Genomic DNA, 18,588 nt, shown 5'->3' with positions numbered 1-18,588 from the left:
TAAATTATGCAGTAATTTTTGTTAGTCTTTTATAATTTATAACTGGCTCAAAAAGTATGGTGGTATTTCTAATTTGATACTGGTAGGTTAACGAGGATCTACGGCAGGTTTATGATCAACTAAACGAACTTGGTTTTGCTTGACTACTATAGTGATTAGTGGTAGAGAACGTTTAGCTGGGCCGTGAACTACTCGACCCTGAGAATCATATTGAGATCCATGACAAGGACAAATAAAGTGATTCTTCTCAAGATCCCACTCAACTGTACATCCTAAATGGGTACAAGTTGGATTGATAGCGTACTCAGCAATCTTAGGGCCATCTTGAATGATGAGATAATCAACGCTATTGTCTGGCAAGCCTTTGACGAGAATTGGAATTCCAGACTTTGCAGTTGTCAATAGTGCATTAGTCTCAATTTGCTTGCCGTCTTTGTCTACTGCCACTGATCCGGGAAGATAATTTTCACAGCGCGAATTCTTTGGATAAAGGGAACAAAGCGTTTCTAGGCTGATCTCACGACCTTGGCTGACTTTGGGAAATAGATATGCGATCGCTACTGATGCAACTGTACCACCTAGCGTATAAGTTAAAAAATCCCGGCGCGTTTTTATCCTAGCTGGAATTTTGCCGTTAGTAGAATAATTATCTTTCATGACCCGATATACCAAGAAAGGTCTACTAATATACTACGGCGCGATCGCAGAGAATTATTCCTTGGTTTTAAGTTGTTTACTCGTAAAAATACCGTATTTAGGACTAAATAGTAATGCCAGCAAAAATAACCCCGATACTACTAAAACGATCGCAGGGCCAGAGGGCAAGTTATAAAAGTAGCTGAGGTACATCCCACTAATACTGGAAATTACGCCAATTACCGCACCCAAAATCATGACTTGGTTGAGACGCTTAACTAATAAATAAGCGGTGGCTCCTGGTGTAATTAAAAGCGATAATACTAAAATCACACCGACAGCTTTCATGCTGGCGACAATTGTCAAAGCTATTAGTACCATCAATCCAAAGTTCAGCCGATTAACGGGCAAACCTGCGGCTTGAGCGCCTAAAGGATCAAATGTATAAAATAAAAGCTCTTTATATAATAAAAGAACAACTATTAAAACAATAGTGGCAATGATCGCAGTGTCCCGCACTTCATCAATAGTAACGCCAAGAATATTGCCAAAAAGGAAGTGATTTAAGTCGATTTTATTATCTTTTTGAATAACAGTAATTAGGGTGATACCAAGGGCGAAGAATGCTGAAAAAACTATGCCCATTGCCGCATCTTCTTTGATTGGCGATCGCACCCTAATCCAGGCGATCGCCATTGTACTCAGAACACCCGCAATGAATGCACCAACATATATATTTGCTCCCACCATAAAAGCGATCGCTAGTCCGGGCAAAACTGAGTGACTGATGGCATCACCCAACAAGGCTAGGCGCTGCACCATTAGGTAGCTGCCTACAACTGCACACAACATCCCAACTAAAATAGCAATCACGAGCGATCGCTGCATAAAGCCGTATTGCAATGGCTCAATTAATGCTTGTAACATATTTTGTCATTTATCATTTGTCATTCACTAATTCCCTATACCCAATGACATTTTATGCAGCATCAGAAAAGTACATTACTTTACCGCTATAAGCACGATGCAGATTTTCTTCGGTAAGTACTTGTTGCCGTGAACCTGTGGCGATTACTTCACGGTTTAGTAATATTAAATCATCAAAGTGAGTGATTGATTCCCCTAAGTCGTGGTTGACTACTAGCACGATTTTGTTTTCGGCAGCAAGTTCATGGAATACTTCAAAAATCACCGACTGGGTTTTTTGATCGATGCCTACTAGAGGTTCATCAAAGCAGAAAATTTCTGCTTGCTGTGTTAAAGCACGGGCTAAAAATACCCGTTGTTGTTGTCCTCCTGATAATTGTCCAATGGGGCGATCGCAATATTCGCTCATTCCCACTCTTTCTATGGCGTTTTTTGCTACTTGGCGGCTAACTGCTGAGAAGCTACGCAACCAGCCTGTTTTCTTTACCCGTCCCATCATGACTACATCCCAGACTGTTGCGGGATAAGTCCAATCAATTTGGCTACGTTGTGGTACATAGGCAACTTTCTCTAATTGTTGCATCAAGGGTTTCCCTTGGCATAGTACCGTACCACTACTGATAGGAACCAAGCCTAACATTGCTTTCATCAGCGTACTTTTGCCAGCACCGTTAGGGCCAAAAATACCCGTCAGTTTTCCTGGTTTGATGATACAGCTAACATCCCTTAAAGCTTCTTGTGTCCGGTAATATACGCCTAAATGGGCAATATTAATTGCTGCTGTGGAACTCATATCGAATTTGATAGCTTTTGCAGGTACTTCCTCTGTTTTTGTCTGCAATAGACGAAATTTTGCAGGAAAAGAGACATTTTTCATAATCGGGTTTCAATATTTATTTCTTGAGCTTACTATAAAAATGAGAGAAATATGAAAAAATCTATAATTAGATGTAATATCCAAGATAAATGAAACTAATACCAGAGATAGACGGCAGTAATCCTTACGGCAAGGGAATAATCGGCAGGATGAAGGGAAAAATTATTTTCCGGCTTTGTTTGGGAATGCTTTTGCCTTTGGCTTTATTAAGTTGTACACAGAAAGACTCTAACCCCAACACTGCCAAGGGAGATAAACCGCGAGTTGTTGCAACTAGCACTGTCATTGCTGATTTGGCAAAAGAGGTTGCAGGAGACGAAATTCAACTAAGTGGAATCCTCAAACCGGGTACTGATCCTCATGTTTACGAACCAGTACCAGCAGATAGCAGGGTTTTGGAAGAAGCTAACTTGATTTTGTATAACGGCTACAACCTGGAACCGGGACTGATTAAATTAATGAATGCTTCTGGTGGTAAAGCGCAGAAGATCCCAGTGGGGGAAGCTGTCAAATCCTTGCAGCTTGATAAAGGCAAAGGCGAAATAGTGCCAGATCCGCACGTTTGGGGTAGTGCAGAAAATGCGATCGCAATGACAAATGCAATCCGAGATGCGTTGATTGAGTTATCACCTGAAGATAAAGACAAATTTACTCAAAAGGCATCGCAACTTACTAATGAATTAAAACAGTTACATACCTGGATTAATCAACAAATTCAAACTATCCCCGCAGATAAGCGGAAACTGGTGACAACCCATGATGCGTTCCAATATTATGGGCGTGCTTATGGGATTGCGATCGCAGGTACTTTAATTGGCATTAGTACCGAAGAACAACCAAGCGCTCAAACAGTCCAGAGATTAGTTGAGTCCATTAAAAAGATCGGCGTTCCCGCAATTTTTTCTGAAACTACAATTAACCCAGCTTTAATTAAAACTGTTGCTCAAGAAGCAGGAGTGAAATTAGCACCAAATCAACTTTACTCTGATTCAATTGGTGCAAAAGGAAGTAATGGAGATTCTTACATCAAAATGATGGAGGCGAATACCCGTAGCATTGTAGAAGCATTGGGGGGAAAATACACGCCATTTCAACTAAAGAAGTAAATTTATCCGAGTAAATATCTAACCTAAGACGTGTTCTTTTCAAAGTCTCTCCAGAGAAAGAACTTTTTGTATCTTTGATTTTTTAGAGTGTTATTAGCAAAGCTAGATTTTTTAATACCTGAAAAGCCATGACTGATAAAACTCAAGAAAATCAAATTAATCAACCAGTAAGTGAAGATACACATTTACGCGAAGAACCAAATGTCAAGGAAAGAAACTTAACAGCGAATCCTGGAGATAGAATTTCTGATGAGTCTGAATCTATTGAAGAAAAGGCTCAACAGGTAGCTGTGGATGATGTACCAGACATTACAGGCGACAAAATCACAGTCCCGACTTACTTCGTTGTGGATGAACCCGACGGCGAAAAGAAAGCGCTCCACCACGTTAAAGATGCTGAAGAGATTTCCGATGTAATCCGGCAAGCACGAGTTGACGAAAATGGAAATCGAGTTTGGTGGTAGTCATTCATTAAAGAGACGCGGGGACACGGAGAGTTCTTTCTTTGCGTCCCCGTATCTGTTTTCTTGGATCAAGTTAGTTTATATAATTACACATCTGGAACTTTTCCCAGGATGAACGATAATGCTAGATGTCACAAGTACCAAAGAATTGGCATATTGGACTACACCAGAAATTAAAAATCAAATTTTAGAACTTGTTAAAGATCGCAATCTAGAGCCATTAAAAGCCAAAGTAGATTTTTATAAAAATGAATTAGCACCATACTTTGCAGAATTGAGCCGACGTAATCCTTTTGGGAAGGTTGCAGATCAAGTAGCGATCGTAAAGGGAGTATGGGTCCCAATATGGTCTACTATACCTTTTCAAGATATTTTACCTGGTAGGATACACGAGCAGTCTTACCAAATTTTTCATACTGATGGTTACTATGCAAATATTGCCCGTTATGCACCAGGACATCAGTCTGGTTTTTGGCAAAAAATTGCATCAAAACTACCAGCTTATGACTTAATGTTGTTGCAAAAATATTCAGTTATAGATGAAAAGTGGGATATTAAAAATGTTGGGATATTCCAAGCATTGAAAAATAGAGAAATCCCGTTGACAATTGATGATGCAGATGAGTGGTTTACGACAACAGTCGAATCTAAATTTCAGGAAGCAGCACCAAATATAGATTTACAGCAAGAACTTATAGTAAAAGATATGGACAGAAATACTGTCAAAAAATTTAAAAAAGTTTACCTAGCTACTTCTTTTTTAGAGCATCTATATATAGATAATGATTTTCGGTTAGTTAAGAGTCAACGAGAAGCAACACAACGACCAAGTTATACAATAGCTATTCGTAGACGTTAAACTAACAAAATTTTTAATTTTATGCAGCCACTACAACAACAAATTACTTCTACCGACAGTTATAACTACCTGCTATTCTTGCCCAGTGGACTGCACCCAGACGCAAGTCGCAACGAAACACAAGAGCCACTTTTGCCAACAATCTTATGTTTACACGGTTCGGGTGAGCGAGGCTCTTACTTAAATCATGTGAAAAAGCACGGTGTCGCCAAGGTTGTAGAACAACAGCCAGATTTTCCCTTCATTGTCATTTCTCCACAATGTCCGCGCGGTGAATATTGGAATATAGAACGATTAAGCACCCTTCTGGATGAGGTTATTGCATCCTATCCTGTTGATCCAGATCGGGTTTACCTGACCGGTTTAAGCATGGGTGGTTACGGAACCTGGCATTTAGCAGCAGCACAGCCAGAACGATTTGCTGCGATCGCGCCTATCTGTGGCGGTGGTAATCCAGCCCAAGCACATAAGCTGAAAAGCCTTCCTGTGTGGGCATTTCACGGAGCAAAAGATAATGTCGTTCCCCCAAGGGAGTCCGAAATTATGGTTTCTGCACTCAAAGCCCACGATGGGAATGTGAAATTTACAGTTTATCCAGAAGCCGATCACGACTCATGGACGCAGACATACAATAATCCAGAGTTGTATGAGTGGTTTTTGCAGCATCGGAGACAGCCGACTGTAGATTAAAGATATTTTTTTTCTGCATTTTAATACACCTCTAAATGATAGCTATTTTCAGGTAAATAGGCCACGCGGTAGGGGCGCAAGACCTTGCGCCCCTACTAAAATTTACGCAAGAGCGATTGCCCTAAATTCAACATATTTTCATCAAAAATATTTTTTAGCGCCCAAAGATTAAAACTTCTAACAAGTCGTCACTTGCACCTTTGACATCAGAGTATATAACTTCAATAATGTTCTTACGTAAAAATCCGTAGTCATATAGGATTCTTATTTGATTTTTGCTAAATATACTGAGAACTGAAACCCAATCTGGCTAGCTCTCAGTCAGCTTTGCTTTGACAAATCAAATGAGATTGCTATATAAACCGGCATTAATAGGGTTGCATTATGCTTTTTTCGAATTCAAAAACTAACTTAAAAACTCGCCAAAATAATAAAATAGGCAGAGTTTTTTGGACTCCTACTAACGTTCTGATACTCACTGGATATTTAATAATTTTACCAATTTGTACATTGACAACTTTATCCTTATTATTGCCCTTATTCACTACTAGTTTATTCGCTTCCATTGGAACCTCGCACTACTCTACATCGATTCCTTGGATAGATGATGCCTCTGAATGTGAATATACTGGGAGAAGCTGGCGCGATCGCAAGTGTTGGGATAATCAACACGATCCCATGTTCTAAATGAACATTGCACAAAGAGGTGTGTAAATAATTAGAACAATTGCGTAATTTGGCAAAACAGGCTATCAGTCTTGAAATTAGATCAAAATGGATATGTAGCCTGTTGTTTGTCAAATCTTGAATCAACCTAACTTTGTGCGAAATCTGCAAGAAACTCATTTAAATCGTGCCCGCGCTAGTCTCAGACAAGCACTGTCTTGGTATGGATATCTCCGCAAATCAGGACAGTTGTCATCTAACCCGGAATTGGCAGGTTTGTTAAAACCGGAATTGGAAGCTTTGAACTCTACACTCAACAAGCTGGACTCTAACGTGATTAGAATTGCCGCTTTTGGTTTGGTGAGTCGCGGTAAATCAGCAGTTTTAAATGCTTTACTGGGAGACAAAATTTTGCAAACTGGGCCCCTAAACGGTGTCACTCAATGGCCCCGTTCGGTGCGTTGGCAGCCAGGAGGTAAGGTACTAGTAGAGTTAATTGATACCCCAGGATTAGATGAAATTGAGGGTGAGTCACGGGCGGATATGGCACGAGAAGTTGTGCATCAGGCGGATTTGATTTTGTTTGTCGTGTCTGGTGATATCACGCGCACTGAGTATCAGGCATTGCTGGAATTGCGGCGATCGCAAAAACCCCTAATTTTAGTATTTAACAAAATCGACCTTTACCCAGATACAGACCGGGGAGCGATTTACCAAAATTTGCAACAATTGGGTGCTGGGAACCCTCAAGCCAAACCTCTATTACCAGATGAAATTGTCATGGTGGCGGCGGAACCAGCAGCAATGGAAGTGCGGGTTGAGTGGCCTGATGGGCGTGTCAGTTATGAATGGGAGACACCACCACCGCAAGTAGACGAACTCAAAGAGACAATTCTGAACATTCTGAATCGGGAAGGGCGATCGCTTCTGGCTTTAAATGCCCTTATCCAAGCACGGGATGCAGAAGCCGCCATTGCTCAAAAAACCATCGACTTACGCGAACAAGAAGCTGAAAATATCATTTGGCAATTTACCAAATACAAAGCTTTGGCAGTAATGCTCAATCCCATCGCCTTTTTAGATATCCTTGGCGGAACTGTTGCCGATTTAGCTTTAATTCGCGCTCTAGCTAGATTATATGGTTTGCCGATGACTAGCTATGAAGCCGGAAAAATTTTAAAAACGATTTTATTTAGTTCTGGTGGCTTGCTACTGGGGGAACTAGGTAGTAGTTTTATTTTGGGCTTAGGTAAAACTACTGCTGCAATAACCAGTGCTGACAATCCCAGCAATATTAGTGCTTTTGCTGGCAGTGCGATCGCTCAAGCTGGTATTGCTGGTTATGGTGCATACTCCGTTGGTAAAGCTGCTCAGGTGTATCTCGAAAAAGGCTGCACTTGGGGACAGTTGGGTGCTAGCAGCGTAATTCAAGAAATTCTCTCTCAAGTCGATCAAAATACAATTCTGTATCGTTTGCGACAAGAGTTAGGCATAAAATATTGAGAATAAATAATTTTTGTTAAGCATTTGTTACTGTTTACAAGTGTTTATGAACTTCTATCAAGCTCTTCTGACAATTGACTGACATTTCGAATTTGGTATGCAAGATTGAGGAAACAGGTTACAGGGAGAAGGTTATAGAAAAAACTATCCTCATCCCCTAATATCTATCTGCGTAAATTAAAGGTGAAAGGATCATGACAACTACCCTAAACTCATTTGAAACTGCTGGTGTAGCAAATCTTGAAGAAGCCATTACTGAAGCCATTACTGAAGCTCGTACAACTTGTGAGCTAAATGGCAGCGATTCTGCGGGTTGTGCCGTAGCCTGGGACATTGTGGAAGAATTGCAAGCAGAGAAAGCCGATCAGCAGCAAGCAAAAGCAAAGAAAAACTCTTTAGAAAACTATTGCGATCGCCATCCTGCTTCCGTAGAATGTCTAATCTACGACGTTTAACTTTTCCGTAAATCAGTTGTTGCTGATTGCGTTATTTGCTTAATTGCCTCTAAATCGGGTAATGGTATTTCACTTTCCATTCCCAACCACAAAAGATATTCGATATTCCCAGCCGGGCCAGTGATCGGCGACCAAGTTAAGCCTTTGTATTTCCATCCTAATCCGTGGGCTGCTTGCAACACCTGAAAAATAGCATCAGCTTGGTCGTTTGGATCTCGCACAACACCTTTTTTACCCACACGGGATCTGCCAACTTCAAACTGTGGCTTGACTAACAATACAGCTTCTCGGTTAGCTTGAGTTAGTTGCCACAAAGCAGGCAGAATCTTAGTTAAAGAAATAAACGATACATCAACCACCGCCAAATCAGGAATCGGATCGTTTTCGCTATATAACTCCTCTGGTCGTAGTTGGCGTAAATTGGTACGTTCTCGCAAAATCACCCGCGAATCATTTCGCAGCCCCCAGTCAACTTGTCCGTAACCAACATCAATGCCGTAAACTTGTTTTGCTCCAGCTTGCAAGAGACAATCAGTAAAACCACCTGTAGAAATCCCACCATCTAAACAAATGCGATCTTTTACAGGGATGGCAAATACTGACAAAGCTTTGGAGAGTTTTTCACCGCCTCTAGAAACAAAAGGCGATCGCTCTTTAATATTTATTTGAGCCGCAATATCAACTTCTGTACCAGGCTTATCAACTAGCTGCTGATTAACAGTCACTTCCCCCGCCTGAATTAACCTTTGTGCCAAGGCGCGAGAAGAACATAAATTTAGCTCTACTAATAGTGTGTCGAGTCGCTGTTTAGCCAATTAACTAGACTCTCCTGGTGAGATTAAAGACTGAGTTTCCCGCATCCCGTATATTACTATGAAAAACAAAACCCATCTAGAAACTATCTAAATGGGAAAATTTTTGGTGAATTTTTGAATTCGCCAACAGGACGCATTTTTAGCTAAATACATATTTTCAGTGGTAGCCCATCCTGAAAAACTAGTAATTCTCCCGGTTGAATTTTTGTCCAAACTTCGTTGTCAGTCAGGGGAGTAGTAGCAATGACAGCAACGCGATCGCGTTCGGTAGTCACTTCCCGAAAATCTACAGTCATGTCTTGATCGATTAAATGGGCAGCTGCAAAGGGCGCTTGACGGACAATGTAGCTGAGGTTAGTTGAACAATGAGCAAAAAAGTGTTCTCCATCAGATAATAAGTAATTAAATATACCTCTTTCTGCAATTGCATCACTAATTTGTTTGAGTACAGGGTACAGTTTCTTGATGTCAGGTTTACCATCAGGAAAGCGCGATCGCAATGTTTCTAGCATCAGACAGAATGCTTTTTCACTATCTGTATCACCTACGGCTTGATAAAATCCCAAATTTTCTGGATCAAAATCTGGCAAATTACCATTGTGGGCAAACACCCAATATTGACCCCACAATTCTCTGCGGAAAGGATGGCAGTTGTGTAAGGCAACTTCACCCTGGGTAGCTTTACGGATATGGGCGATGACATGGGTTGAGTGGATAGGATAACTCCGCACAAACTCTGCGACAGGAGAAGCAACAGAAGGTTGGGCATCTAAAAACATCCGACATCCCTTCCCTTCAAAGAAAGCAATGCCCCAACCATCGCTATGATCATCCGTTTTTCCTCCCCGTGCAGAAAACCCTTCAAAAGAAAAGCAAATATCCGTTGGAACATTGCAATTCATTCCGAGCAATTGACACATGGATGTTGTCGCTCTCAATTTTTGACTACGGCCTCAGGATCAAGATACTTCAGAATGCTGACTTGATTCTGGAGCGATCGCTTCCATCTTAGAATTGAAAGCTGAGATATTCCAAATGATCCCTAAAAATAAAGAATTTGCTTTAAGTGAGCAATATGACATTATGCCAAAAGATGGTATTTGCGGATATCTGGTGCGGCAGCCACTAAAGCTTCTAGTTTGGCTGCTCCCACTTGGAAATGGGGCGAATCTAGATGAGCATTTAGGGCTTCATGAGAAGTCCACTCTTCTACAACAGTAAAGTCTGTTGGGTCGTATTGGTTTTGCAAAAGTTCATACTTTATCGCACCTGCTTCCTGACGGGTTGGCTCAATGAGTTCCAACAGTACAGCTTTTACATCTTCTACTTTGTTAGGCAAAGCAATAATATGGGCAACAACACGAATAGTTTGGTTAGTCATTTGTCATTTGTTATGGGGCACTTGTACTGAGCGAAGTCGTAAAGCCTACGGCATAGCTACGCTTAGGGTGCAGCCTCTCCAAGAGTTGTATTGGGCATCGGGGAAAGACTTTCTTGTCTCCCTATTGCTTTGGTGTTAATTTTTATTAAAACATCTGCTGTAAATATTGCTCATAGCCTAATCGTTCTAGCTTTTCTTGCTTTGCATTTACTGATTCACAGAGGGTTTGGCGATATTGTTGCACTTTTTCTAGCAATTCTGGTTGATGAGTTGCAAGAATTTGTACTGCTAAAAGTCCGGCATTTTTGGCATTACCGATCGCCACTGTTGCCACAGGAATACCCGCAGGCATTTGTAAAATAGAATACAAAGAATCTACACCTTGTAAGTTCCTGGTGACTACAGGAACACCAATAACAGGAAGTGGTGTTAAAGACGCTACCATTCCAGGCAGATGGGCAGCACCACCGGCACCGGCAATAATCACTTTAATACCGCGTTGGTGTGCGAGTTGAGCATATTGCACCATCCGTTCTGGAGTACGGTGAGCAGAAACGATCGCCACTTCGCTTTCAACGCCAAATTCGTCACAAACTGCGATCGCGTCTTTCATGGTGGGCAAATCAGAATCGCTGCCCATGATAATACCAATTAGGAGAGTCATAATAATTAAAAATTAAAAATTGAAAATTCAAAATTATCGAAACAGAATTCAGGAGTCAGGAGCTAGAATGGGCTAAACGCCCCGCTTCCGCTAACAGAATGAATTTTGAACGAAAGAGTGGATAGCGCAGCGTTAGCGAGTCCACGATAGCGAAGCGTTAGCGAGTCTTCGATCGTCGCGTCTTCATTCTGACTTCTGAATTCTTCTTCAATTGAGCTAGCTTATGGAAGCTAGGTTATGCCGATTTATCATCTCATTGATTGATGTTGGTTGGATCTAAAATCAGATTTATCTTTCTTCTCGTCAGTGTGATGACCCAAGCAACACAAAATCCTGTAGATATTATCAATGCTAGAGTGCCTGGTTACAAAGATTTGCAAATGCTCTTGGTTGATGAAGAGGGCATAATTGAGCAAATCTTGCCAATGAGTACAGTAGAGACATACAGCCGTGCATCCATAATAAATGTTGCAGGCGACTGGATTTCATTGGGTGGCGTTGATTTGCAAATTAACGGTGCTTTGGGATTGGCATTTCCTGATTTAACGGCTGAAAATGCTCATAAGCTCCAGGAAATCTCACAATTTTTATGGGATGTTGGGGTAGATGGATTTTTACCGACACTTGTGACAACTTCAGTAGAAAATATTCAGCGATCGCTTGCTATTATTGCTGAAGTTCTCCCCAATCAGCCAGCAGGTGCAAAGATTCTGGGAGTACATCTAGAAGGGCCATTTTTGAATTTTCAAAAGCGCGGCGCACACCCAGCAGAGTACCTGTTACCCCTGACAATGGATCGGGTAAAGTGGGTTTTGGGTGATTATGCCCATATCGTGAAAGTCATCACCTTAGCACCGGAGTTAGATTTCACTGGCGAAGTAATTCCATATTTGCGTTCTCTGGGGATTACTGTCAGTTTAGGGCATTCTCAGGCAACATCTGCTCAAGCACAATGTGCCTTTGAACAAGGTGCAACGATGGTAACTCATGCCTTCAATGCCATGCCAGCATTACATCACCGCGAACCAGGATTATTAGGGGCAGCAATTATCAATCCTGATGTAATGTGTGGTTTTATTGCTGATGGTGAACACGTTTCGCCCATGATGCTACAAATTTTGCTTCGCGCTAGCTATCAAGAACAAGGACTCTTTCTCGTCAGCGATGCCCTTTCTCCTCTGGGGCTACCTGATGGCGTGTATCCTTGGGACAGCCGACAAATTGAAGTTAAAAACGGTACGGCACGATTGGCTGATGGCACTTTGTCAGGGACGACTTTACCCTTATTGGTGGGAGTACAGAATTTAGTGAAGTGGGGAATTTGTGATGTAGAAAGTGCGATCGCTTTAGCTACTAATGCACCTAGAAAAGCGATTGGTTTACCAGGAATTGTTAAGAGTCAATCCGCTAACTTATTACGCTGGCATTGGGATGAGACAACAAAAGAATTAACTTGGCAACGTGCCATCACCGCAGAAATGCTTAAGAAGCCAGAAGGTGGAAATTTATCTGTTGTTCTCAACTCCATATAATTCAATACGGTTCAGTTAAGGATTTTTGGTATTGATTTTAGGTCTGTAGAGACGTTGCAATGCAACGTCTCTACAAAGGATTTCGGGCTTAACTGAACTGTATTGCCATATAATTCCAAAATAGCGAAAAAGGGAAAGGTTTTATTATCCCTTTCCCTTTAATATGAGTGGAGTCTAAGCTTTAAGTACGAATTACGTTAGCGTAGCGGGGCGTTCGCGTTTAGCGTCTCGCAGAGAAGCCCATTACGAATTAGTAATTATTACGCAGGGTTTGGTTGAGTTCGGCTTTGAAGTAGCTGGATAATTGCAGCTTTTTCTAAAATTCCAACTAGAACGCCGTTCTCACGAATTACGGGAAGCACAGATAGCTTTTGTTCTTCGAGTAACTGTATGACTTCTAGGAGAGGTTGATCTGATTGGACTGTGGTAGATTCGGTAATTGGTCGCATGACTTCTTTTACTTGAGTTTCTGACCACAATGCTGTTGGTACATTTCGTAAATTATCAACTGCGATCGCACCTACTAATTGTCCATCATCATCAGTCACTAAGAACCGATGCCAGTTTTGCCCACTGATGACTCGCTCATCGGCAAACTCTCTCAGGCTAAGATTACCAGATACAATCGGGCTATCTTGAGTTACAGCATCTTCAGCAGTCAAACCTGTGAGTTTTTCTTGCACTCTGGCAAATTGAGCCGAATTACCAGCATTTTGTAACAAGAAGAAGCCAACTAACAAGTTCCAGAAGTTACCGGCGTTGCCAAATAATACTAGGGGAAGTACACCTGAAAGAATTGCTACCCAACCAAAGATTTGTCCAACTCGACTAGCAAAGGTTACGCCTTTATAAGGATTACCTGTAACTTTCCAAACGATAGCTTTCAGTATATTTCCACCATCTAATGGCAAGCCAGGAATCAGGTTAAATAGGGCTAATGCCAAGTTAACAGAAGCTAGAACACCAAGAATTGCAGTTAATGGCCCTGATGCAGTAGTAGTAACACCAATTGCTGTAACGATACCGCACAGTAGGAAACTAACTAAAGGCCCTGCGATCGCTACCCAGAAAGCTTCACCTGGGGTTTTTGACTCTTTTTCTAAGCTAGCTAAACCGCCAAATATAAACAGTGTGATGGATTTGACATCAATTCCCTGACGAATCGCAACAAAACTGTGGCCTAATTCATGGGCGACGACAGAGGCAAATAACATTAGCGCTGTCATCAATCCCAGTAGTAAAGCAAATCCCGCAGATAATTGGGGAAATTGTGCCGCCAGTCCACTGCTATAGCTCCAAGTTACCAAACCCAGAACTAAAAACCATGACGGATGGATATAGAAGGGAATTCCGAAGAGATTACCAACGCGAATTGTGCCATTCATGTCGTTCACCTTTGATTTCAGCTTCGAGAGGTTTGTTTTCGTCCTTCTCGATATCTTGATTGTAACGAAAGGTTAAGAGATTTTAATCTTGGTAATGGTAGTGGTGTCCGTCCGTAAAGGTGCGGTTATTGGCTATATTTGCGAATAATAGCTCACTATTTCTCTATAGCTACATCAGGTAGACGGCTCCACTCATTCCAAGAGCCATCGTAATTCCGAACATTCGGGTATCCCAATAAATACTTCAAGACAAACCAGACATATCCAGAACGCGCACCGATAGTACAGTAGGGAAAAACTTCCTTATCAGCCGTAATGCCCTTACTGTGATAAAGATTTTTCAATTCCTTGAATGATTTAAAAGTGCCATCCTCATTGAAAGTTAAGGTATGCTCAAGATGCACTGCACCTGGAATATGACCAGTAAGTTGACCTGCTTTTGGCGGCTGATCGAAAAACCACTCACCACAGTATTCTTGAATTGTTCGGACATCCAACAACACGCAATCGCTTCTACCAATCGATGCCTGAACTTCATTATGTAATACTCTCAGACTAGCATCAGTAGCTTTGGCACGGTAATCAGTGGCAGGAAACGTGGATAACTCAGTTGCTAGTGGACGATCTTCTGACTTCCATTTCTGGTAGCCACCATTGAGAACTTTTACATTTTCATGCCCAAAGACTTGCAAAAGCCAGAAAATCCAGGCTCCAGTTCCAGGATAACTGCCATAAGCAATCACTGTTGTATCATTAGTGATGCCTGAACGTGCCATCAGCCTCTCAAAAGCTCCTGTATCCAAGTTCAGTTTCAAATCGGGCAATAGTAAATCTCTAAAGATGTTCCAGAAGACAGCACCAGGTATGTGAGCATTTTTGTACGGCTTTGGACTGATATCCACTTCAATAATGCGAACATTTGGATCGTTGAGATGATTTTCCAGCCATTGGGTATCAACAAGAACGGATGGATGAGCATATTGAGACATTTATATTTCTCCTGTAAGAGCGCTAAAAGAATTGAAAGTTAACTATTTAGTCTTGGTTATGGTTGGGAAATACAATCTGTGATGTCCGATGAACTAGGGTTGTGGAAATAGAGAATAAAGAAAAACCGATGAGTGGGTGGAAGACTGCTAAAGGAAAAGAAGTCTTCAAGTGAATTGTGAGAAATTGCAGTCCCAGCAAAACTGGGATACTTGCTGTAAGGTTCTGGACTCTTAAAGGAAACGGCATCAAAAACACCCATAACAACAAAATTAGTGAGAGTCCGCTATATCCTCGCACCAGCCAAATATGTAGGTTCCACCAATCAGAGTTGTAAAAGTAAGCCAGTCCAACACTGAATACCTGGGTTGCTAAACAGAGATTGAAAAACACTACTGCAATAAAAAAACTGATTTGAATCCAGCGTCCGGATATCTGTGTATCATCAATGGCAGAATTTAGAGTCATGCTTAAGTAATCCAAAAAAAGCAAATAAGGGAAAGACTTGATGTGACTAAAGCTAAGATAGGTCTGGTTGCTATACTGCGCCTAGACCTCGAAAGAGTACAATTTGCCAATCATGATTGCCTTACAAGCTCTATTTCATGCAATTGCTCAAGCTGAAGATGAAGAGGCGTTGCGATCGCACATACGCGCAGAAATGAGTGAATATTTTTCAGCTACACGGTGTGGGCTGTTTTTCTTTGCTCAAATTTCTCTACTTGACAGCAAGTTCCAAAAAGCACTGCAAATTGCGTTATCACCTCAACACAATCCAGTTGCACGTTACTTGCTAGAACACCATGCCCCTGTTCATGAAGGTTTAGTTGTAGAGCCTAAGACATGGAGATTGATCTGTCCTCGTGCCGATCACTGGCACGTCATGGCAGGGCCAGTTGTCAGCAATGGGCAGTTAGTAGGCGTAGTAGGTTTTACCCGTCAGCAAGGAATGCCTACATTCGACTCACAAAATCTTATAGATTTGAGTGCGCTTTGTCTGCACATATCTACTTGGGTGGCAATAGCGCGATGCCTACGGCTGGCTACGCCTACGCAACATCCAAAACTATTACAGATAGAGCGTTTAACGCCTCGTGAAAAGCAAATTGCTAACTTGGTAGCTCAAGGACAAACCAATGCAGAAATTAGTACTGAACTTTGGATTACTGAAAACTCTGTCAAGCAAGCTTTAAAAAGGATGTTTCGCAAACTTGAGGTTTCATCTCGGACTCAGATGGTTGCAAAGCTTTCCACAATTTCAAAATAGATATTACTGATTGAAACTCACACGACTTTGAGTTGCGGTAGGGGCAATTCATGAATTGCCCCTACATTTTCTTGATGTGAAAAGCAGGGGAGGTTATTTTCTGGTTGAGGCATAAAACTTATGCTGGGATTGTCTCTAACTGCTGAGAATTTTTCTGCAACATCGGGGCAATTATATCAGCAGGAACAGGACGACTGAAGTAGAAACCCTGACCTTCATCACATCCACGCATTTTTAGATATTCAAGTTGTTCTTCGGTTTCCACACCTTCTGCTGTGATTTTCAACCGGAGGCTCTTTGCTAGGGCAATAATCGCATCGGTGACGGCAGCGCTATCAGGATTAGACATGACATCCTGCACAAATGACTTATCAATTTTGAGCATATTCACAGGAAAGCGTTTCAAATAATTCAGGGAGGAATAACCAGTACCGAAATCGTCTAGAGCCAAGCAGATACCCAGTTCTCGTAATTGTTTTAAGGTTTTAACTGAACGATCAATATCAGCCATTAAGAAGCTTTCTGTCACTTCTAGTTCCAAGGAAGATGCTTGGAGTCCAGTTTCTTCAAGAATTTGGTTGACGATCTCAACCAGATAGGGTTGTTCAAACTGTCGAGATGACAGATTCACAGATATCCGAATTGGGGTAAATCCAGCAAGCTGCCAAGCACGGGTTTGGGTGCAAGCAGTTCGCAAAACCCATTCACCAATTGGTACGATCGCACCATTGGCTTCTGCAATGGGAATAAACTTTACTGGAGAAACCAAACCTAGTGTAGGATGCTGCCAACGAAGCAACGCTTCCATCGCTATAACTTGTCCGCTATGTAAATCAATTAGAGGTTGATAATAAACCAGCATTTCGCCACGCTCAAGCGCTCCATGTAATTCATTTTCTAAAGTCAGTCGCTCTTGCAACTGAGCATTAATTTTTGGCGAATAGAATTGGTATTGGCTACGCCCTTGCTGTTTGGACTGGTAAAGTGCTATATGAGCCTGTTGCAAAAGTTGATCTACGCTATTAGGATCGGTTAGATTATTAAGTGTGATACCGATACTGACGGTAATATGAATCAAGTTACCTTCTACAGAAAAGGGTTTACTCAGGTTACTCAACAGCATCTGAGATAGCTTAATTACACTTTCCAAAGAATGAATATCCATTCGGGCAAGAACAAATTCATCTCCTTTTAAATAGGCGAGAATATCTGTTTGTGCCGTGCAGCTTAATAATCTTTTGGCAACTGCTCTTAACAATAAATTTGTTGTCTGATGATCCAATCCATGACTCATGCCAGTGAAATCATCAATACTGAGCAAAAACACAGCTACAAGGCGCTGGTTGTTTTCAGGTTGGGATAAAATCTGATGGAGGCGATCGCGGAATAAATCACGATTGGGCAATCCAGTCAGATCATCATAATTAGTGATTTGGTGAATTAACTCATCTAATTTGTGAAGAGTTTGTGAGGTATCTGCCATCAATGTACCCGCTTCATCAGCAAATTCTGTGGGCAATTTAGGCAATGTTTTGGTGTTCAGATAATTTTGTAATGCAGCAGATGTGAAAATGACCGGTTTGAGGAGATGGTTTAGTGCATAGAGGGTGGCAGCTGTACCCGCTAATGTAGCCAATAGAGCAATAATCATAACTCGTGCCGCCATCTCAAAGGAATAAGAGTTTGAGATGACGAAGCTCAAAAGTAAGGTTAGAAGTGGTACATGAGTACCCAAAAAAGCCACCGACATGATTTTAGCGGTGTAACTTTTTTTGAGCCATCTAAAATTAGCTAGGAATGAGTAAAAGTATAAGTTTTGATTGAAATTCATAAATTCTGTTAAATCGTTGGTAAATTAGTTCCGAGCTATTCTGGCAAAAGAGTATTTTTGATTCAAATAAAAAAGAATTAGCTCTCCTGGAACCCAACCCTGATAAGGTTCTATATTATGCTTCCCAATATTCTTTTATAATTAATATGTATGGCGATAAAGTTTCTGTGAAACTTATTGCACAAGCAATTTCTTCATCAAAATAAAATTGTATTGATTCTTACACTGATAGTAATTATTCTTGTGATTAATGTGATATCAACGCAAATATCATCACAGATGTTTTTATAAATTTCGATTTCACAAATTTCGATTTATGGACTTCCAAGAAATAAATTATCCAAATAAACGTAGACGCTTTGGCTTGCCGCAGGCTACCACAGAGACACAGAGAACACAGAGGGAGAAGAGATAGAGAGAATTATTTGCTTTAGTTTTGGGATATTTTTTATTTGAAAGTCCCTTATACCAATTTTTTATGAAGCTGCATAGAATTCGATCCCCCTAGCCCACGCCAGTCGCTCCACTACAGCGCTTCGCGCA

General features: G+C 41.3%; 20 protein-coding genes. 9 read left to right on the top strand and 11 right to left on the bottom strand.

Annotation, left to right across the window (positions count from 1 at the left end; genetic code table 11):
* Nucleotides 1-87 precede the first annotated feature (87 nt).
* From GJB62_RS16150 to GJB62_RS16140, 3 genes are read right to left on the bottom strand one after another with little or no spacing between them, the layout of a single operon-like run.
* Nucleotides 88-657, bottom strand: coding sequence for a Rieske 2Fe-2S domain-containing protein (locus tag GJB62_RS16150; protein ID WP_114083038.1), 570 nt, complete (start codon nucleotides 655-657; stop codon nucleotides 88-90).
* Nucleotides 658-711: 54 nt separating this feature from the next.
* Entirely contained in the window at nucleotides 712-1,563 is an 852-nt protein-coding gene (locus GJB62_RS16145; protein ID WP_114083039.1) for a metal ABC transporter permease, read from the bottom strand.
* A 52-nt stretch (nucleotides 1,564-1,615) separates the two neighbouring features.
* On the bottom strand, nucleotides 1,616-2,440 hold the full coding sequence (locus GJB62_RS16140) for a metal ABC transporter ATP-binding protein (RefSeq protein WP_114083040.1): 825 nt from the start codon (nucleotides 2,438-2,440) through the stop codon (nucleotides 1,616-1,618).
* A 149-nt stretch (nucleotides 2,441-2,589) separates the two neighbouring features.
* Between GJB62_RS16140 and GJB62_RS16135 the strand changes: the two genes are divergently transcribed.
* From GJB62_RS16135 to GJB62_RS16105, 7 genes are all read left to right on the top strand, one after another.
* A complete protein-coding gene (locus GJB62_RS16135; RefSeq protein WP_114083041.1) occupies nucleotides 2,590-3,546 on the top strand; it encodes a metal ABC transporter substrate-binding protein in 957 nt (318 codons plus the stop codon).
* 128 nt (nucleotides 3,547-3,674) lie between these two features.
* On the top strand, nucleotides 3,675-4,010 hold the full coding sequence (locus tag GJB62_RS16130) for a hypothetical protein (protein WP_114083042.1): 336 nt from the start codon (nucleotides 3,675-3,677) through the stop codon (nucleotides 4,008-4,010).
* 121 nt (nucleotides 4,011-4,131) lie between these two features.
* Nucleotides 4,132-4,869: a hypothetical protein gene (locus GJB62_RS16125; RefSeq protein WP_114083043.1), complete on the top strand. Its 738-nt coding sequence runs from the start codon at nucleotides 4,132-4,134 to the stop codon at nucleotides 4,867-4,869.
* A gap of 21 nt (nucleotides 4,870-4,890) precedes the next feature.
* Nucleotides 4,891-5,559 (top strand): prolyl oligopeptidase family serine peptidase, encoded by a 669-nt coding sequence (locus GJB62_RS16120; RefSeq protein ID WP_114083044.1) that lies wholly within the window; start codon nucleotides 4,891-4,893, stop codon nucleotides 5,557-5,559.
* 384 nt (nucleotides 5,560-5,943) lie between these two features.
* Nucleotides 5,944-6,246: a hypothetical protein gene (locus tag GJB62_RS16115; protein WP_147262527.1), complete on the top strand. Its 303-nt coding sequence runs from the start codon at nucleotides 5,944-5,946 to the stop codon at nucleotides 6,244-6,246.
* Between the two features lie 135 nt (nucleotides 6,247-6,381).
* On the top strand, nucleotides 6,382-7,728 hold the full coding sequence (locus tag GJB62_RS16110; protein WP_114083079.1) for a GTP-binding protein: 1,347 nt from the start codon (nucleotides 6,382-6,384) through the stop codon (nucleotides 7,726-7,728).
* 194 nt (nucleotides 7,729-7,922) lie between these two features.
* The gene (locus GJB62_RS16105) at nucleotides 7,923-8,183 is read left to right on the top strand and encodes a Calvin cycle protein CP12 (RefSeq protein ID WP_114083046.1); all 261 of its coding nucleotides are present in this window, start codon (nucleotides 7,923-7,925) and stop codon (nucleotides 8,181-8,183) included.
* Here GJB62_RS16105 and GJB62_RS16100 read toward each other — a convergent pair.
* The 4 genes from GJB62_RS16100 to purE all read right to left on the bottom strand — a co-directional run bounded on the left by GJB62_RS16100 (nucleotide 8,180) and on the right by purE (nucleotide 11,043).
* A complete protein-coding gene (locus tag GJB62_RS16100) occupies nucleotides 8,180-8,998 on the bottom strand; it encodes a TlyA family RNA methyltransferase (protein WP_114083047.1) in 819 nt (272 codons plus the stop codon). The genes GJB62_RS16105 and GJB62_RS16100 overlap by 4 nt on opposite strands.
* Before the next feature lie 143 nt (nucleotides 8,999-9,141).
* The gene (locus GJB62_RS16095; protein WP_114083048.1) at nucleotides 9,142-9,918 is read right to left on the bottom strand and encodes a class II glutamine amidotransferase; all 777 of its coding nucleotides are present in this window, start codon (nucleotides 9,916-9,918) and stop codon (nucleotides 9,142-9,144) included.
* A 161-nt stretch (nucleotides 9,919-10,079) separates the two neighbouring features.
* Nucleotides 10,080-10,379: a putative quinol monooxygenase gene (locus tag GJB62_RS16090; protein ID WP_114083049.1), complete on the bottom strand. Its 300-nt coding sequence runs from the start codon at nucleotides 10,377-10,379 to the stop codon at nucleotides 10,080-10,082.
* A 145-nt stretch (nucleotides 10,380-10,524) separates the two neighbouring features.
* Nucleotides 10,525-11,043 (bottom strand): 5-(carboxyamino)imidazole ribonucleotide mutase, encoded by a 519-nt coding sequence (gene purE, locus GJB62_RS16085; protein WP_114083050.1) that lies wholly within the window; start codon nucleotides 11,041-11,043, stop codon nucleotides 10,525-10,527.
* A 311-nt stretch (nucleotides 11,044-11,354) separates the two neighbouring features.
* On the opposite strand from purE, the gene nagA reads away from it, so the two are divergent.
* On the top strand, nucleotides 11,355-12,575 hold the full coding sequence (gene nagA / locus GJB62_RS16080; RefSeq protein WP_114083080.1) for an N-acetylglucosamine-6-phosphate deacetylase: 1,221 nt from the start codon (nucleotides 11,355-11,357) through the stop codon (nucleotides 12,573-12,575).
* 260 nt (nucleotides 12,576-12,835) lie between these two features.
* Here nagA and GJB62_RS16075 read toward each other — a convergent pair whose 3' ends face one another.
* The 3 genes from GJB62_RS16075 to GJB62_RS16065 all read right to left on the bottom strand — a co-directional run bounded on the left by GJB62_RS16075 (nucleotide 12,836) and on the right by GJB62_RS16065 (nucleotide 15,415).
* Nucleotides 12,836-13,960 (bottom strand): site-2 protease family protein, encoded by a 1,125-nt coding sequence (locus tag GJB62_RS16075; protein WP_114083051.1) that lies wholly within the window; start codon nucleotides 13,958-13,960, stop codon nucleotides 12,836-12,838.
* Nucleotides 13,961-14,115: 155 nt separating this feature from the next.
* Complete coding sequence (locus GJB62_RS16070) at nucleotides 14,116-14,949, bottom strand: sulfurtransferase (protein ID WP_114083052.1); 834 nt, start codon at nucleotides 14,947-14,949, stop codon at nucleotides 14,116-14,118.
* Between the two features lie 46 nt (nucleotides 14,950-14,995).
* Nucleotides 14,996-15,415 (bottom strand): DUF6220 domain-containing protein, encoded by a 420-nt coding sequence (locus GJB62_RS16065; RefSeq protein WP_114083053.1) that lies wholly within the window; start codon nucleotides 15,413-15,415, stop codon nucleotides 14,996-14,998.
* Nucleotides 15,416-15,527: 112 nt separating this feature from the next.
* Here GJB62_RS16065 and GJB62_RS16060 point away from each other — a divergent pair, with 112 nt between their 5' ends.
* A complete protein-coding gene (locus GJB62_RS16060; protein WP_114083054.1) occupies nucleotides 15,528-16,214 on the top strand; it encodes a LuxR C-terminal-related transcriptional regulator in 687 nt (228 codons plus the stop codon).
* A 118-nt stretch (nucleotides 16,215-16,332) separates the two neighbouring features.
* On the opposite strand, the gene GJB62_RS16055 is transcribed toward GJB62_RS16060, so the two are convergent.
* Nucleotides 16,333-18,045: a GGDEF domain-containing phosphodiesterase gene (locus tag GJB62_RS16055; protein ID WP_114083055.1), complete on the bottom strand. Its 1,713-nt coding sequence runs from the start codon at nucleotides 18,043-18,045 to the stop codon at nucleotides 16,333-16,335.
* Between the last annotated feature and the right edge of the window lie 543 nt (nucleotides 18,046-18,588).

It is taken from the genome of Nostoc sp. ATCC 53789 (genome assembly GCF_009873495.1).
Lineage (GTDB): Bacteria > Cyanobacteriota > Cyanobacteriia > Cyanobacteriales > Nostocaceae > Nostoc > Nostoc muscorum_A.
This window is presented reverse-complemented; position numbering and strand designations above follow the sequence as displayed.

Bases quoted from the DNA above. Each gene is read 5' to 3' on its own strand.
- GJB62_RS16060 (WP_114083054.1), top strand. From the start codon at position 15,528: ATGATTGCCTTACAAGCTCTATTTCATGCAATTGCTCAAGCTGAAGAT.
- purE (WP_114083050.1), bottom strand. From the start codon at position 11,043: ATGACTCTCCTAATTGGTATTATCATGGGCAGCGATTCTGATTTGCCC.
- GJB62_RS16150 (WP_114083038.1), bottom strand. From the start codon at position 657: ATGAAAGATAATTATTCTACTAACGGCAAAATTCCAGCTAGGATAAAA.
- GJB62_RS16065 (WP_114083053.1), bottom strand. From the start codon at position 15,415: ATGACTCTAAATTCTGCCATTGATGATACACAGATATCCGGACGCTGG.
- GJB62_RS16135 (WP_114083041.1), top strand. From the start codon at position 2,590: ATGAAGGGAAAAATTATTTTCCGGCTTTGTTTGGGAATGCTTTTGCCT.
- GJB62_RS16055 (WP_114083055.1), bottom strand. From the start codon at position 18,045: ATGAATTTCAATCAAAACTTATACTTTTACTCATTCCTAGCTAATTTT.
- GJB62_RS16090 (WP_114083049.1), bottom strand. From the start codon at position 10,379: ATGACTAACCAAACTATTCGTGTTGTTGCCCATATTATTGCTTTGCCT.
- GJB62_RS16120 (WP_114083044.1), top strand. From the start codon at position 4,891: ATGCAGCCACTACAACAACAAATTACTTCTACCGACAGTTATAACTAC.
- GJB62_RS16145 (WP_114083039.1), bottom strand. From the start codon at position 1,563: ATGTTACAAGCATTAATTGAGCCATTGCAATACGGCTTTATGCAGCGA.
- GJB62_RS16115 (WP_147262527.1), top strand. From the start codon at position 5,944: ATGCTTTTTTCGAATTCAAAAACTAACTTAAAAACTCGCCAAAATAAT.
- GJB62_RS16130 (WP_114083042.1), top strand. From the start codon at position 3,675: ATGACTGATAAAACTCAAGAAAATCAAATTAATCAACCAGTAAGTGAA.
- GJB62_RS16105 (WP_114083046.1), top strand. From the start codon at position 7,923: ATGACAACTACCCTAAACTCATTTGAAACTGCTGGTGTAGCAAATCTT.
- GJB62_RS16095 (WP_114083048.1), bottom strand. From the start codon at position 9,918: ATGTGTCAATTGCTCGGAATGAATTGCAATGTTCCAACGGATATTTGC.
- GJB62_RS16070 (WP_114083052.1), bottom strand. From the start codon at position 14,949: ATGTCTCAATATGCTCATCCATCCGTTCTTGTTGATACCCAATGGCTG.
- nagA (WP_114083080.1), top strand. From the start codon at position 11,355: ATGACCCAAGCAACACAAAATCCTGTAGATATTATCAATGCTAGAGTG.
- GJB62_RS16075 (WP_114083051.1), bottom strand. From the start codon at position 13,960: ATGAATGGCACAATTCGCGTTGGTAATCTCTTCGGAATTCCCTTCTAT.
- GJB62_RS16125 (WP_114083043.1), top strand. From the start codon at position 4,132: ATGCTAGATGTCACAAGTACCAAAGAATTGGCATATTGGACTACACCA.
- GJB62_RS16140 (WP_114083040.1), bottom strand. From the start codon at position 2,440: ATGAAAAATGTCTCTTTTCCTGCAAAATTTCGTCTATTGCAGACAAAA.